The 14,548-nt window shown below is 72.2% G+C and carries 14 protein-coding genes; 2 read left to right on the forward strand and 12 right to left on the reverse strand.

Annotated features, from left to right (window positions below; all coding sequences use genetic code 11):
• Positions 1 to 33: 33 nt before the first annotated feature.
• The 5 genes from N8J89_RS37465 to eno form a co-directional block, all read right to left on the reverse strand.
• Positions 34 to 1,281: a lytic transglycosylase domain-containing protein gene (locus tag N8J89_RS37465; RefSeq protein WP_283661653.1), complete on the reverse strand. Its 1,248-nt coding sequence runs from the start codon at positions 1,279 to 1,281 to the stop codon at positions 34 to 36.
• Positions 1,282 to 1,497: 216 nt separating this feature from the next.
• Positions 1,498 to 2,022: a Uma2 family endonuclease gene (locus tag N8J89_RS37470; protein WP_349497427.1), complete on the reverse strand. Its 525-nt coding sequence runs from the start codon at positions 2,020 to 2,022 to the stop codon at positions 1,498 to 1,500.
• Between the two features lie 180 nt (positions 2,023 to 2,202).
• Entirely contained in the window at positions 2,203 to 2,727 is a 525-nt protein-coding gene (locus N8J89_RS37475) for a DUF501 domain-containing protein (protein WP_283661654.1), read from the reverse strand.
• Positions 2,724 to 3,347, reverse strand: a complete 624-nt coding sequence (locus tag N8J89_RS37480) for an FtsB family cell division protein (protein ID WP_283661655.1) — start codon at positions 3,345 to 3,347, stop codon at positions 2,724 to 2,726. The genes N8J89_RS37475 and N8J89_RS37480 overlap by 4 nt, the downstream gene beginning before the upstream one ends.
• A gap of 5 nt (positions 3,348 to 3,352) precedes the next feature.
• Complete coding sequence (gene eno, locus N8J89_RS37485; protein ID WP_252481240.1) at positions 3,353 to 4,645, reverse strand: phosphopyruvate hydratase; 1,293 nt, start codon at positions 4,643 to 4,645, stop codon at positions 3,353 to 3,355.
• 81 nt (positions 4,646 to 4,726) lie between these two features.
• Here eno and N8J89_RS37490 point away from each other — a divergent pair, with 81 nt between their 5' ends.
• Together N8J89_RS37490 and N8J89_RS37495 are read left to right on the forward strand one after the other, a co-directional pair.
• Entirely contained in the window at positions 4,727 to 5,326 is a 600-nt protein-coding gene (locus tag N8J89_RS37490) for a DJ-1/PfpI family protein (protein WP_502868380.1), read from the forward strand.
• An 83-nt stretch (positions 5,327 to 5,409) separates the two neighbouring features.
• A complete protein-coding gene (locus N8J89_RS37495) occupies positions 5,410 to 5,796 on the forward strand; it encodes a tetratricopeptide repeat protein (protein ID WP_252481241.1) in 387 nt (128 codons plus the stop codon).
• 15 nt (positions 5,797 to 5,811) lie between these two features.
• On the opposite strand, the gene N8J89_RS37500 is transcribed toward N8J89_RS37495, so the two are convergent.
• From N8J89_RS37500 to N8J89_RS37530, 7 genes are all read right to left on the reverse strand, one after another.
• Positions 5,812 to 6,657: a lytic transglycosylase domain-containing protein gene (locus tag N8J89_RS37500; protein WP_283661657.1), complete on the reverse strand. Its 846-nt coding sequence runs from the start codon at positions 6,655 to 6,657 to the stop codon at positions 5,812 to 5,814.
• Positions 6,658 to 6,726: 69 nt separating this feature from the next.
• On the reverse strand, positions 6,727 to 7,527 hold the full coding sequence (locus N8J89_RS37505; protein WP_283661658.1) for a lytic murein transglycosylase: 801 nt from the start codon (positions 7,525 to 7,527) through the stop codon (positions 6,727 to 6,729).
• A 106-nt stretch (positions 7,528 to 7,633) separates the two neighbouring features.
• Positions 7,634 to 8,641, reverse strand: a complete 1,008-nt coding sequence (locus tag N8J89_RS37510) for a nucleoside triphosphate pyrophosphohydrolase (protein ID WP_283661659.1) — start codon at positions 8,639 to 8,641, stop codon at positions 7,634 to 7,636.
• Positions 8,638 to 9,633: a hypothetical protein gene (locus tag N8J89_RS37515; RefSeq protein WP_283661660.1), complete on the reverse strand. Its 996-nt coding sequence runs from the start codon at positions 9,631 to 9,633 to the stop codon at positions 8,638 to 8,640. Before N8J89_RS37515 ends, N8J89_RS37510 begins: the two co-directional genes overlap by 4 nt.
• A 65-nt stretch (positions 9,634 to 9,698) precedes the next feature.
• Entirely contained in the window at positions 9,699 to 13,313 is a 3,615-nt protein-coding gene (gene mfd / locus N8J89_RS37520; RefSeq protein WP_283661661.1) for a transcription-repair coupling factor, read from the reverse strand.
• A gap of 82 nt (positions 13,314 to 13,395) precedes the next feature.
• Positions 13,396 to 13,605: a hypothetical protein gene (locus N8J89_RS37525; protein WP_283661662.1), complete on the reverse strand. Its 210-nt coding sequence runs from the start codon at positions 13,603 to 13,605 to the stop codon at positions 13,396 to 13,398.
• Entirely contained in the window at positions 13,602 to 14,450 is an 849-nt protein-coding gene (locus N8J89_RS37530) for an alpha/beta hydrolase (RefSeq protein ID WP_283661663.1), read from the reverse strand. Before N8J89_RS37530 ends, N8J89_RS37525 begins: the two co-directional genes overlap by 4 nt.
• Between the last annotated feature and the right edge of the window lie 98 nt (positions 14,451 to 14,548).

The raw sequence follows: 14,548 nt of genomic DNA on the forward strand, positions 1-14,548 counted from the left end.
CCACCCCTGTTTCGCGAACCTTCCGCGGCAACCCTACTTCGGCGGCGCGACCGCGTCCGTCTTGGCCACCGCCGGCGCCTTCTCCGGCTCGCCGGAGGCGACCGGGGTCGGCGAGACGCACGCGCCGGGCGTGGTCGTGGTGGCGCTCGAGATGGGGGTGCCGGTCGGCGTGGTCGTGGTGGTGGTCGTGGTGCAGGTCGGCGTCTTCGACGTGGTGGTGGTCGTGGTCGTCGTCGTGGTGGTGGTCGTCGTGGTCGTCGTCGTGGTGGTCGTGGTGGTGGTCGTCGTCGTGGTGGTGCCGGAGGAGGACGAGCTGGTCGTCGTCGTGGTGGTCGTGGTGCCCGGGTCCGGCGGCGGGTTGTTCGGCGGCGGGTTCACCCCGGCCTGCGGCGGCGGCTGGGTCAGGCTGGGATCGGTGGGCACCACCGGGTCGTCCGAGGTCACGTCCACGCCGCTGGCGTAGCGCTCCATCCAGGACAGCACCTTGGTCACGTAGGCGTTGGAGTGGTTGTAGCGGAAGACCGCGGCGGCCAGCTGGGCGGGCACGGCCAGGTCGAGGCCGCCGGAGCACAGGTAGTTGCCCGCGCCAAGGGCGGCGTCGTAGACGTTGTTCGGGTCGAACCTGCCGTCGCCGTTGCCGTCCGCGGCGTACCCCCGCCAGGTGCCCGGGATGAACTGCATCGGGCCGACCGCGCGGTCCCAGGCGGTGTCGCCGTCCAGCGCGCCGCCATCGGTGTCCCTGATCGCGGCGAAGCCGGGGCCGCCGGAGAGCTGCGGGCCCAGGATGCGCGGGATCGCGTTGCCGCTGGCGTCCAGGTGCGCGCCGAAGATCCGGGCGTGGTTGGTCTCGATCTTGCCGATGCCGGCCAGCAGCGACCAGTGCAGGTGGCAGCCGGACTTGGTGACCGCCAGGGTCTGCGCGGCCCGCTGGTATGCCTGCAGCACGGTGCCGGGGATGTCGTTGCCGGTGGTGGGGCTGGTGCCGGGGTCGGAGAGGTCCGAGGGCAGTGGCGCGGCCGGGTCGCGCAGGGCCGCGATCAGCTCGGGGCTGACCGAGTCCGCGCTGGGCAGCGCGCCGTTGACCGCGATGTTGTCGTTGTTCTGCAGCAGCGCCAGGATGTTGCTCGCGCCGGGCGCCTGGATGCCGCTGACGTCGGCGACCGGGAGGAAGCCGAGGCCGCCGCCACCGGCCAGCAGCCCTGGGGTGACCATGGCCGCGCCGACGGTCGCCGCGGCGAGCAGTCTCCGACCCTTGCGCCGTTTCCGTGTCGTCGCCGCCACGAAGCCAGGCCCGTTCGGAGCACCCACGTACAACCTCTCCTCACATCCGCGGCCGGACGACGGCCGTGCCCCCCAGTGTTACCGCCGCCAGCCTGCCTGATCAGCGAAGCCGTGTCACCGGCTCTCACCGTACTGAGCACAACGACGCGGTACCAGGAATGTCACGTAACACGACCGGAACCGTCCAACTGAATACAACCGGGTCATCACCCGCGCTTATCGGCGGCGGAGCGAGACGAGATCCGCGGGCGACAGGGTGACGGTGAAGGGCTCGCGCAGGGTGACCGTCTCCTCGCCGCGGGCGAATGCGACCTCCGCATAGCGCCCATCACGCAAATGCCAGCAACGCAAGGCCGGTTCGTCCGGATCGACCACCCAATAGTTCGGACATCCGGCCGCCTGCATACGCGCTCGTTTCAGCTCGAGGTCGAATCGCCTGGTGCTGGGCGAGAAAACCTCGACCGCGAGCACCGGCGGGCCGAACAGCCCGCGCTCGGTCCAGTCCTGGACCCGGGCGATCACCACGTCCGGGATGAGCACGGTGTCCTCGGCCAGCACCACGTCCACCGGCGCGGGCAGGACCTCCAGCTCCTCCGGGCAGTGCGGCTCCAGCGCCATGATCAACCGCAGGATGGCGCGCTGATGGAGTGGGCGGGGTGACGGGCTCACGGTGAGCACCCCGTCCACCAACTCGTAGCGATGACCGTCATGAGGCATCGCCTCCAGGTCCAGCCGCGTCAAGGGCCTGCTGTGCGGAAGCGCGGGGACACTACCCATGGTGGCTGCCCTCCCGCTCGCGATCCACCCTCGTTGCAGGGCGGTGACCTGGTCAGACCCACGTGCCGGGCACGGGAGATGCGAGTGTATCGACTCGACCGGGGTAGCCGCGGGCGGGAAGTTCCCCAGAGAGCCGAGCGTGGGCTACACGCAGCTACCGGAGCGCCACCAGTCGCCCAGCCGATCGGCCGATTCATCACCGAACGGGTTCACTCCCCGCCCACAGGCAAGTGCATGTGCAACTTGTACGTGCAAGCACTTGACCCGGTCCGGCATGCCGCCCGCGGTGACCTTCGTGCCCAGCGACTCGATCGAGTCACGCTCGGCGAGATAGCTCTCGTGCGCCTTCAGGTACTGGTCAGCAAGGCCCTGGTCGGCTTCCAGGCGGTCGGTCATCTCCTTCATCAGACCGGAGGCCTCCTGGGTGCCCAACATCGAGTTCACCCTGGGGCAGGTCGAGTAGTACATGGTGGGGAACGGGGTGCCGTCGTCCAACCGGGGGTTCGTCTGGAGCACCGCCGGGTTACCACACGGACAGCGGTACGCCACCGCCCGCACACCTCGCGGCGACCGGCCCAGCTGCGCGGTCACCGCCGCGCGGTCGGCCTCGGTCAGCTCCTCCCGCACCGGCGGGACGTCCAGCCCCAGGCGCGGTTCCTGCTCACTCACGAACCACTCCCGGTGATCGATTCCCACAGTTGGTCGTACCACGGTTTGTCGCTCTTGCGCTGCTCCGACTCCTCGGGCGCGGCCGGGGTGGCCGGCTGCGGCAGCTGCACGACATAAGGCGTCTCGCCGGGCCGCACGTAGCGCAGCCTGCGCCTGGCCTCGGCTTCGATCTGGGTCGGGTCGGAGAGCTGGGTCTTGCGCTCCTCGAGCTGTTTGGCCTGCTCGTTGAGCTGCTTGACCTTCTCGATCTCGGCCTGCATCTCCGACTTCTGGCTCCAGTAGTTGCGCAGCGGCACCGCGATGGACAGCGTCAGCGCACACGCGATGATCGCCAGCAGCGCCGCCCGCCGGGTGGAGGACAGCTTGAACGCGCCGCCCGGCCCCGCGGTCGGCCTGCGCGACCGGCCGCCGGGAGAGCCCCGGCGGGTGGTCTCGCTGCGCTCCCTGGCCGTCCGGTCCCGGGCCGGGCGGACCTCCTCGGTGGAGGAGGCCGCCGCGGCGCCGGTCCGGTCCTGCCGTTGCCACTTGCGGCGGGCGCGCTCCGGCCGTCGCGCCGAGGAGGCGGAGGAGTTCTCCGTCCGCCTGCGCCGCCGCTCCCTGTCGTGCTCGCGCCCCGCCACCGGGCTCAGCCCTGGCTGTCCGGGGTGAAGCGCGGGAACGCCAGCTCGCCCGCGTAGCGTGCCGCGTCGCCGAGGGTCTCCTCGATCCGCAGCAGCTGGTTGTACTTGGCCACCCGCTCGCTGCGGGCCGGCGCGCCGGTCTTGATCTGACCGCAGTTGGCCGCCACCGCGAGGTCGGCGATGGTGGTGTCCTCGGTCTCGCCGGAGCGGTGGCTCATCATGCTGCGGTAGCCGCAGGACTGCGCCAGGCTGATCGTGTCCAGCGTCTCGGACAGGGTGCCGATCTGGTTGACCTTCACCAGCACCGCGTTCGCCGCGCGGCGGGCGATGCCCTCCTCCAGGCGCTCCTGGTTGGTCACGAACAGGTCGTCGCCGACGATCTGCACCCGGTCGCCGATCTCCTTGGTCAGCTGCACCCAGCCGTCCCAGTCGTCCTCCGACAGCGGGTCTTCCAGGGAGATCAGCGGGTAGTTGTTGAGCAGCTCGGTGTAGTACCCGGTCATCTGCTCGGCGCTGCGCTTGTTCTTCTCGAAGTGGTACGCGCCGTCCTTGTAGAACTCGGTCGCGGCCACGTCCATGGCCAGACCGAAGTCACGGCCGAGGCGGAACCCGGCCTTCTCGATCGCCACCGCGATCAGGTCCAGCGCGTCCCGGTTGCTCGGCAGGTTCGGCGCGAAGCCGCCCTCGTCGCCGAGGCCGGTGGCCAGGCCCTTGGCCTTGAGCACCGACTTGAGCGCGTGGTAGACCTCCACGCCCCAGCGCAGCGCCTCCCGGAAGCTCTCCGCGCCGATCGGCGCGATCATGAACTCCTGCACGTCGACATCGCTGTCGGCGTGCGCGCCACCGTTGATGATGTTCATCATCGGCACCGGCAGCACGTGCGCGTTCGGGCCGCCGACGTAGCGGAACAGCTCCAGCCCGCTGGACTCGGCGGCGGCCTTGGCCACCGCGAGCGAGACACCGAGGATGGCGTTCGCGCCGAGCCGGGACTTGTCCGGGGTGCCGTCCAGGTCGACCAGCTTCTGGTCCACCACCCGCTGCTCCACGGCCTCGATGCCGACCAGCTCGGGGCCGATCTCGTCGAGCACCGCGGTCACGGCCTTCTCGACACCCTTGCCGAGGTACCGGTTGCTGTCGCCGTCACGCAGCTCGACCGCCTCGTGCTCGCCCGTGGACGCGCCAGAGGGCACGGCCGCGCGGGCCAGCGTGCCGTCGTCCAGTGCGACCTCGACCTCGACGGTGGGGTTGCCGCGAGAGTCCAGGATCTCGCGGGCGCCTACCTGTTCGATGACCGCCACGTGCGCTCTCCTTAATCACCCAGCCTGGGACTTGACCACCGCCGAGCCTAGCCGGAGCCCGGCACCGCCCCTTCGGCCAGGATGACGGTTGTGAGGACAAAAATCGGGATTTTGCTCTTCGACGGCGTGGAGGAGCTGGACGCGGTCGGTCCGTGGGAGGTGCTGGCCTCCTGGGCGGAGCGGCATCCGGAGGACCAGGTGGAGGTCTTCACCATGTCGCCGGGCGGCGCGGGAGTGCGCTGCGCCAAGGGTTTGCGGGTGCTGGCCGACCGGGACTCGCTGGCCGGTCCCGAGCTGGACGTGCTGCTCTACCCCGGTGGTCGCGGCGCGCGGGCGCTGCGCACCGACCCTGAGCACCTGGACTGGCTGCGCGCGCTGCGGGCCAGGGTGCCGCTGCTGACCAGCGTGTGCAGCGGCTCGCTGAGCTTCGCCGCGGCGGGGCTGCTCACCGGGCGGCCCGCGACCAGCCACTGGAGCTGCGTCGGGCAGCTGACCGAGCTGGACCCGACCATCGAACCGCGCCCGGAGGAGCGGTTCGTGGACACCGGCGACGTGATCACCTCGGCCGGGGTGTCGGCCGGGATCGACCTGGCGTTGCACCTGGTGGCGCGGCTGTCCGGGGTGGAGGTGGCCCGGGAGGTGCGGCGCTACATCCAGTACGACCCGATGCCCCCGGTGTGACCAGCGCGGTCGCCTGACTCCTGTGGATCATGGCCCGGATGGCGGGCGCGCGATCGGGCGAGAAGACGTACCGTGGGGTGACTATGACCGAGGGCACCTTCGAGGCTTATCGCAGGGCGGAGTCGCTCCTGGCCGCGAACCGGCCGCTGGACGCGCTGCGCCAGCTGGAGCCCGTCCTGGAGTCCGATCCGGAGCTGCCAAGTGTTCATCTGCTGGCCGCCAGGTGTTACCTGCACTCCGCCCAGCTGACCAGGGCCGAGCGGGGTTTCCGCCGGGTGCTGGAGCTGGACCCCACCGACCACTACGCCCGGTTCGCGCTGGGCCGGACCCTGCAACGGCAGAGCAGGCTGTCCGAGGCGATCACCCAGCTGCGGATGGCCGCGGCCATGCACCCGACACCGGACTACCTGGAGGCGGTCAACGAGGTGCGGGCCCGGATCATGCTGCGGGAGAAGGACACCGGCACCTGAGGCACCGGTTCGGGGTCAGCGCTGGCCGAGGCTGCCGCGGGCGTACCGGTCGGCCAGGCCGAAGACCTTCTGGCCGTACTCCACCGAGTTGTTGTAGGTGAAGGTGGCCGCCCACCAGTCCTTGCCGGTGCCCAGGTCCCGGTTGCTCGCGCACAGGTAGCGCCCCGCGGCCACCGCGGCGTCGTCGATGTCCTGCGGATCGGCCTTGCCGTCCCCGTCCGCGTCAGCGGCGAAGCGCTTCCAGGTGGCCGGGATGAACTGCATCGGCCCGACCGCCCGGTCCCACTGGGTGTCGCCGTCGAGCTGGCCCTTGTCGGTGTCCGGGATGGCCTTGAAGCCCGGTGAGCCGTCCAGCGGCACGCCGATGATCGGCTTGGACGGACGGCCGTCGTCCTGCAGCGTGGCGCCGCCGTAGCGGTTGTGGTTGGACTCGATCCGGCCGATCGCGGCGATGGTGGCCCAGGTGATCCGGCAGCGCGGCTTCTCCTTGCGCAGGGTCAGGTCGGCCACCGCGTAGGCCCGCAACGCGCGGGCCGGCACCTCGATGGCCTCGCCGACCTTGCCCGCCCAGTCCCCGATCGGGTCCGGGGCCTGACCGCCCTGGGCGGCCGGTGGCGGCTGGCGCTCCGGCAGCACCTCGCCGGGCACCGCGGAACCGGGTTCCACCGGCACCGCGACGATCGGCGGCTCCACCCGGCGCGGGGTCCGGTCCGGCTCCAGGAACTGGGTCAGCGACCACACGCCCGCGCCCGCGACCCCGATCACCACACCGGCGATGACCAGCCGGATCGCGACCCCACCACGGCGCGATGGCGGCTCGGGAGTGGGCGTCGGCGCGGACGGCGGAGCGGGGGTGACCACCAGACCAGGCTACGCACACTCCGCACCGGCCCGGTAAGACCGATGTCTCCGCAGGTCAGCGGGCCGCGATCAGGCCTTGCGGCTGTTGCGGCCGTAGTGGTCGGCCCGGTCCAGCACGTCCTGGCCGTAGCGGCGGCTCTCGTTGTAGGTGGTCACCGCGCGCCACCAGCCCTCCGGCGTGCCCAGGTCGCCGCCGCTGGCGCACAGGTAGCGGGCGGCGGAGAGGGCGGCGTCGTCCAGGTCGTCGGGGTCGGTGCGGCCGTCGGTGTCCGCGTCGATCCCCCAGTCCTTCCAGGTGGTGGGGATGAACTGGAGCGGGCCCATGGCGCGGTCCCACACGGTGTCGCCGTCCAGCTGTCCGCCGTCGGTGTCCTTGATCGCCTTCACCCCTGGCCGCCCGTCCAGCGGGATGCCGCGGATGTCGGTGGTGGGGCGGGCGGAGGCGTCCAGTTTGGCGCCGTTGAACCGGCCGTGGTTGGACTCCACCTGCCCGATGCCGGCCAGCGCGGTCCAGGTGATCCGGCAGGCGGGCTGCTCAGCGGCGGTGACCGCGGCGGCGTAGCCGTAGGCCTCCAGCGCGGCCTTGGGCACGTTGAGCTTCATCGAGTGCGCGGCGGCCCACTCGGCCAGCTGCGCCTGCGGCCGCACCCCGGGCGCGGACGCGGCCAGCGCGGGCAGCTGCACGCCGCCGTCGGGCGGGGCCAGCGCGGACGGCAGCTTGAGCTCGGCCACCGGCGGCTGCTTCGCCACCGGCGCGGCCAGCTCGCCGCGCACCGCGAGCGCGCCGAGCACGGCGAGGGCGGTGCCCGTGGCGCCGAGCAACAGGAAGGCCCAGCGTCGCTCGTTACGGGTGTGGCCGTCGGGGTTCATCGCCACCCAGTGTGCCTGGGAACGCGCGCAAGGTCAGCAGCAGCCCCCACGGCGGGTCACGAATTAGGTTTGATTAACCCGATCAGGGGTAGTCCTTGTCGCCCGTTCAGTCGGGTGCGTTGTCTGCGTGTGCTGTGCCGCTGGGCTGTTCGGTGGGCCAGAACTGGTGCCAGCCCGCCGCGTCCAGGGTCGCCGGGTCCACCCCGGCGGCGCGGGCGGCGGCCTCGGCGGCGCGCAGGGTGACCGCGAAGCCGCGGGCCACCGCGCGCAGCTCGGACTCCGGGTCGGCCCCGGCCAGCTTGGCCTTGGCGGCCAGCGCGAACAGCCCGGAACCGGTGTCCGCGCCGGAGGGCAGCAGGTCGACGGGCACTCTCGCCCGACCCGCGCGCTGAGCGAGCTTGGCGGCCAGGGACACCGCGGGCTGGCCGAGGGCGACCCCGTCCACCGCGGACTGCCTGCGCTTCTCGGCCTGCTTGAGCTCCTCCCAGCGCTGCTGCTGGGTGTGGCTGTCCCGCACCGCGGGGTCGCCGTCCTCGGCGAAGACGTGCGGGTGGCGGCCGATGAGCTTGGTCACCAGCTCGGTGGCCACCTCGTCGATGGTGAACGGGTCCGCCGCGTCCTCCTCGGCCACCCTGGCGTGGAAGAGCACCTGGAGCAGCACATCGCCCAGCTCCTCGCGCAGCGCCGCCCGGTCGCCGTCCTCGATCGCCTCCAGCAGCTCGTAGGTCTCCTCGACCAGGTACTGCCGCAGCGAGTCGTGGGTCTGCTCGGCGTCCCACGGGCAGCCGCCGGGCGAGCGCAGCCGGTGCATCACCTGGGCCGCCTCGACCAGTCCGGCGCCGCGCGGCTCCGGGGTGCCGATCAGCTTGGCCCCGGCCCGCACCAGCGCGGCCGCGGCCGGGCCCTCGGCGTCCAGGGTCAGCAGCACCACCGGCCCGCGCTCGGCCGCCGACAACAAGTCCGCCACCGGCGGCGGGGCCGGGAAGCCCAGCTCGGCCGGGTCGGCGTAGACCTCGGCCGCGGTGCGCAGCGCGGGCACCGCGGCCAGCGGTAAGACCGCGCCGAGCCGCTCGCTGAGCAGGACGACGGCGCAGTCCTGGGCAACGGGGGTCACTGCTGCGAGTCGCCCCTGCGCACGCTGAAGCTGCTGCCGGGGATGCGCGGGTCGCGGACCCGCTTGTCCACCGCGGTCTCGGTGGCCGCCCACTCGCCGTAGCGCGGGTTGACCTGCACGCCCAGCTCGTTGGCGTAGTGCGAGACGACGATCTGGCCGACCGCCTCCAGACCGGTCAGGTTGAGCTGCTCGGCCAGGCCGCCCTGGCTGGGCGCGCCCGCGACCGGGCGGTCCGTCCTGGACTTGACCCTGGCCACCAGCCACTGGCCGTTGCCGGTCTGCTCACCGGAGTTCAGCGACAGCGCCACCGCGTCACCGGGCTTGGCCGTGAACAGCGGCAGCAGCACCGCCGGGTTCTGCTGCTCGAGAATGGTCTGGAAGGTGAACCGCTTGTTCAGCCGGGCCGCCTCCGCGCTCTGCCCGGTCTGCGGGTTCGGCGGCTGGCCCGCGGTGTCCTTGCGCACCAGCGCGGCCGCGGCCTCGTCGCTGCGCGCCATCTCCTTGGCCTTGGCCTGCGCCTCGGTGTAGGTGGCGGCGTTGGTGAAGTCCAGCACCACCGCGAGGTGGTCGGCGAACTTGCGCCCGATGCCCACGGCGAGCAGCTGGGCGCGCACGGCCTGGTCGATGTTGTCCATCGTGTCCAGGCTCTTGGCCACCACCTGCTCGCGGCCGCCTGCCAGCTCGATCGCCTGTTCCTTCTGGTCCTCGGCGTAGGTCACGCCCTCCTTGGCGGCGACCTGCCGGATCAGCTCACGGGTGATCGCGATGCTGGCCTGGCGCCTGCCCAGGGTGGCCATCTGGTTGCCCTCGCGCTGCTGCTTGGCCGCGGCGGGGTTGGCCTTGAGCCAGGCGTCGAACCGCTGCTGGACCGCCTCGACCGGGATGGTGGTGTCCCCGATGATGGCCGCGGCGCCGGCCTTCGCGGGACCGCCGCAGCCGGTCAGGATCAGGCCCGCGGTGATCGACACGGCGACCAGGCGGGTGCGAGTCATGGCCTTCGTCACAGCTCCGTACCTTCTCACGATCGGGTGGCGCAGGTGCGTACGAGTCTTGCCCATCAGGCCCTTCCCGCCCCAACGGGGGTACCTGGAGTGGCCCCGACGAGGCTGTGCAGGAACTGGGCGCACCAGTCCAGCAGCTCGCGGTCGCGCAGCGGCGGCGCGCCCATCCGGCCACCGGCCGGTCCCTCGGTCGGCCTGGGCACGTTCACCTGACGGGTGGCCGGCTTGTACAGCGCCTTGGGGTAGAGCCGCTTGAGCCGGATGGTCTGCGAGTCGCGCAGCTCCATCGGCGCGAACCGGATCTGGCTGCCCTGCAACGCGATCTCGGTGACCCCGTGCTCGCGGCAGGTCTGGCGCAGCGTGGAGACCGCCAGCAGGTGCTCCACCGCCTTGGGCAGCGGGCCGTAGCGGTCGGTCAGCTCCTCGCGGACCGCGTCCAGGTCGGCGCCGCTGGCCGCCGCGGCGATCTTGCGGTATGCCTCCAGCCGCAGCCGCTCGCCCGGCACGTACTCGTGCGGGATGTGCGCGTCCACCGGCAGCTCGATCCGCACGTCGGCCAGCTCGGCCTCCTCGCTCTCGCCCTCCCCCGCCCCGGCGTGCTTGCGGAAGGCGTCCACCGCCTCGCCGACCAGCCGCACGTAGAGGTCGAAGCCGACGCCGGCGATGTGCCCGGACTGCTCCGCGCCCAGGATGTTGCCCGCGCCGCGGATCTCCAGGTCCTTCATGGCCACCGCCATGCCCGAGCCCAGCTCGGAGTTCTGCGCGATGGTGGCCAGCCGGTCGTGCGCCTGCTCGGTGAGCGGGGACTCCGGCGGGTAGAGGAAGTAGGCGTAGCCGCGTTCCCTGGCCCGGCCCACCCGGCCGCGCAGCTGGTGCAGCTGGGACAGGCCGAGCAGGTCGCCGCGCTCCACGATGAGGGTGTTGGCGTTGGAGATGTCCAGGCCGGTCTCCACGATGGTGGTGCAGACCAGGACGTCGTACTCCTTCTCCCAGAAGCCCTCGATGATCTTCTCCAGCTTGTCCTCGTTCATCTGCCCGTGCGCGGTGACCACCCTGGCCTCCGGCACCAGCTCGCGGATCTTGCGCGCCGCCTTCTCGATGGTGCTGACCCGATTGTGCACGTAGAAGACCTGGCCGTCGCGCAGCAGCTCGCGCCGGATGGCCGCGCCGACCTGCTTGTCGTTGTGCGCGCCCACGTAGGTCAGCACCGGGTGCCGCTCCTCCGGCGGGGTGAGGATGGTGGACATCTCGCGGATGCCGGCCAGGCTCATCTCCAGCGTGCGCGGGATCGGGGTGGCTGACATGGTGAGCACGTCCACGTGCGTGCGCAGGGACTTGATGTGCTCCTTGTGCTCGACCCCGAAGCGCTGCTCCTCATCGACGATGACCAGGCCGAGGTCCTTGTAGCGCACGTTCTTCTGCAACAGCCGGTGGGTGCCGATGACGATGTCCACGCTGCCGTCGGCCAGCCCGGTCAGCACCTTCTCCGCTTCCATCGTGTCGGTGAAGCGGGACATGCCCTTGACCGTGACCGGGAAGGCGCGCATCCGCTCGGTGAAGGTGTTCAGGTGCTGCTGGCCGAGCAGCGTGGTGGGCACCAGCACCACCACCTGCTTGCCGTCCTGCACCGCCTTGAACGCCGCGCGCACCGCGATCTCGGTCTTGCCGTAGCCGACGTCGCCGCAGATCACCCGGTCCATCGGCACCGCGCGCCGCATGTCCGCCTTGACCTCGTCGATGGCCGCCATCTGGTCGGGGGTCTCGGTGAACGGGAAGGCGTCCTCCAGCTCCCGCTGCCACGGGGTGTCCTCGCCGAAGGCGTGGCCGGGCGCGGACTGCCGGGCCGCGTAGAGCTGCACCAGCTCGGCCGCGATCTGCTTGACCGCCTTGCGCGCCTTGGCCTTGGTCGCCTTCCAGTCCGAGCCGCCGAGCTTGTTCAGCGCGGGCAGCTCGCCGCCGACGTAGCGGGAGACGTCGTCGAGCTGGTCGGTGGGCACGAACAGCCGGTCGCCCGGCTGGCCGCGCTTGCTGGAGGCGTACTCCAGCACCAGGTACTCGCGGGTGGCGCCCTGCACGGTGCGCCGCACCATCTCCACGTACTTGCCGATGCCGTGCTGCTCGTGCACCACGAAGTCGCCTGCCTTGAGCGCCAACGGGTCGACGGCGTTGCGGCGGCGGGAGGGCATCCGGCGCATGTCCTTGGTGGAGGTGCCGCCGCGGCCGCCGGTGAGGTCGGTCTCGGTGAGCACCACCAGCGCGGGGTCGGTCAGCACGAAGCCGTCCTCCAGCGCGCCGCGGACCACGGTGACCAGTCCGGGCGGCGGGGCCTCCGGCAGGCCCTGCTCGGCCCAGCGGCAGGGCACCTCGGCCTCGCTGAGCTGTTCGCAGGCGCGCTGGCCGGTGCCGGTGCCGGGCACCACGAGCACCGCGGCTCCCCCGCTGGCGGCGTGCGCGCGCAGGTCGGCGAAGGCCCGCTCCACCTCGCCGCGGTATGCCTCCACCTGCCGGATGTCCAGCCGGATGGGGCGGCGCTCGCCGTCCACGTCGTCGGTGGTGAGCTGGCTCAGCGACCACCACGGGCGGCCGGTGTCGCGGGCGTGCTCGGCCACCTCGGACAGGCTGCGGTAGGCCGAGGCGCCCAGGTCGATCGGGGCCTTGCCGCCGCTGGCCGCGGCCATCCAGGAGGCCTCCAGGAACTCCTGGCCGGTGCGCACCAGGTCGTGCGCGCGGGTGCGCACCTTCTCCGGGTCGGCCACCAGCACGTGCGTGCCGACCGGGACCACGTCGGTGAGCAGCTCCAGCTCGCCGGGCAGCAGCGCGGGCAGCAGCGCCTCCATGCCCTCGCACGGGATGCCGTTGGCGATCTTCTCCAGCATCTCGGCCAGCTGCGGGTCGCCGGTGTGCTCCTGCACCAGGCCGGCCGCGCGGGCGCGCACCTGCTCGGTGATCAGCAGCTCCCGGCAGGGCGGGGCGAACAGCTCCGGCACCGCGTCGGTCAGCGAGCGCTGGTCGGCCACGGCGAAGGCGCGGATCTCGGTGACCTCATCGCCCCAGAACTCCAGCCGCACCGGGTGTTCGGCGGTGGGCGGGAAGACGTCCAGGATGCCGCCGCGCACGGCGAACTCGCCGCGCTTCTCCACCATGTCCACCCGCACGTAGGCCAGCCGGACGAACCGCTCGACCAGCTCGGCGAAGTCGTGCTCGGAGCCCACCCGCAGCCGCACCGGCTCCAGCTCGCCGAGGCCGGGGGCCATCGGCTGGATCAGGCTGCGCACGGTGGCCACCACCACCCGCAGCGGCCCGAACTCCTCGGGGTGGGCCAGCCTGCGCAGGATGGACAGCCGCCCGCCGACGGTGTCCGCGCGTGGGGAGAGCCGTTCGTGCGGCAGCGTCTCCCAGGACGGGAAGACCGCCACGGTGTCCTGGCCGAGCAGGTCGCCGAGCGCGCGGCCCAGCTCCTCGGCCTCGCGGCCGGTGGCGGTGATCACCAGCACCATCCGGCCCGCGCCGACCGGGGCCGGCGCGGCCAGGGTGGCCACCACCAGCGGCCGGGCCGAGGATGGGCCCTCCAGCTCCAGGTCGTGGGCGCCGACGGAGGTGACGACCCTGCGCATGGCCTCGGAGGTCGTGGCGGCGGTGAGCAGGCCGGCGAGCGGCGCGGAGGTGGTCATGGCGGAGTGCGGTCCCCTCGGTGTTCGAACGCGAGACAGACCTCTGCCCGGGATCAGCGCCCCCGGGGAGGGGTCTCGTTGGTCAGCCTACGTCGGCCGCGCGCTCGTCGCCCGCGACCCACCACTCGGCCAGGCCGGGCGCGATCCCGGCGGAGATGAACAAGCCCAGGTTGAAGCTGACCGGGATGAGCAGGTAGCCGATCACGACCACGCCTGCCAGCACCGGGATCCGCCACCACCGCCGGATGAGCGCCCGCCCCAGCCGCCGCAGGTGCTGCCCGATGGCCTTCACCGCCGGACCAGCGAGTCGAGGATGCCCACCACCTCGTCCGGGCGGGACAGGAAGCCGATGTGGCTGCCGCTCGCGGTGTGCACGTCGAAGGGGTGCGCCGGGTTGGCCGCGTCCGCGTCGGCGATGAACAGGTCCTGCCAGGCGGGCGGGTGCAGCCGGTCCTCGGCCAGCCGGAGGTAGCTGCGCGGCACCCGGCCCCAGGTCGCCGGGTCCAGGCTGGTGTCGCCCTGGGTGATGTGCGGGGACTCGTCCGGGTCCAGGGTGTTCAGCGCGGCCAGGAACTCGGCCTGGGTGCCCTCGGCGAACATGGCCTCCTGCACCGCGGCCAGCGCCTCGGGGTCGGCGGTGCGCCAGTTCATCCGGATCACCCCGGCCGTCATCGGGTCGGCCGCGAGCACGTTCTCCCCGACCGCGGCGGCCAGGCTGTCGGCGTACTCCGGGGCGCTCAGGTAGTCGGCCACCGGCCGGGTGCAGCACCAGGCGGAGATGTAGACGATCCGGTCCAGCAGCTCGGGCACCGCGTTGCCCACGCCGCCCAGGGTGAACCCGCCGAGGCTGTGCCCGACCAGGACCACCGGCCCGTGCTCGGCGGCCCTGCGCACCACCGCGACGGTGTGCTCGACGTAGTCCGCCAGCGTCACCGAGGTCATCGGCGAGGGCGCGGCCGCGAAGCCGACGAGGTCCTGCGGGGCCTGGTACGCGGGGAGGAACCCGGCCTGGAAGCCGTGTCCCGGCAGGTCGACGGCGAGCGAACGGTGCCCGCGCAGCGCGAGTTCCCGTTGCACGGCCGACCAGCTGAAGGAGTTGGCGTTGGAGCCGTGCACGAGCACGAACGTGGGTGTCACCGGAGCAGCCTGCCACGCGCCATCCGTTGTGCCCTACCGGTTTGTCAGACTCCGTCGCTAATTTCGGACGGTCCGGCAGAAGCCGGGGGGAACACTGG

Source organism: Crossiella sp. CA-258035, assembly GCF_030064675.1.
Taxonomy (GTDB): Bacteria; Actinomycetota; Actinomycetes; order Mycobacteriales; family Pseudonocardiaceae; genus Crossiella.

What these genes read in the sequence shown, in the direction of transcription:
- N8J89_RS37505 (WP_283661658.1), bottom strand. Translation starts at nt 7,527, where the DNA reads ATGAACCCCGACGGCCACACCCGTAACGAGCGACGCTGGGCCTTCCTG.
- mfd (WP_283661661.1), bottom strand. Translation starts at nt 13,313, where the DNA reads ATGACCACCTCCGCGCCGCTCGCCGGCCTGCTCACCGCCGCCACGACC.
- N8J89_RS37495 (WP_252481241.1), top strand. Translation starts at nt 5,410, where the DNA reads ATGACCGAGGGCACCTTCGAGGCTTATCGCAGGGCGGAGTCGCTCCTG.
- N8J89_RS37490 (WP_502868380.1), top strand. Translation starts at nt 4,727, where the DNA reads ATGACGGTTGTGAGGACAAAAATCGGGATTTTGCTCTTCGACGGCGTG.
- N8J89_RS37515 (WP_283661660.1), bottom strand. Translation starts at nt 9,633, where the DNA reads ATGACTCGCACCCGCCTGGTCGCCGTGTCGATCACCGCGGGCCTGATC.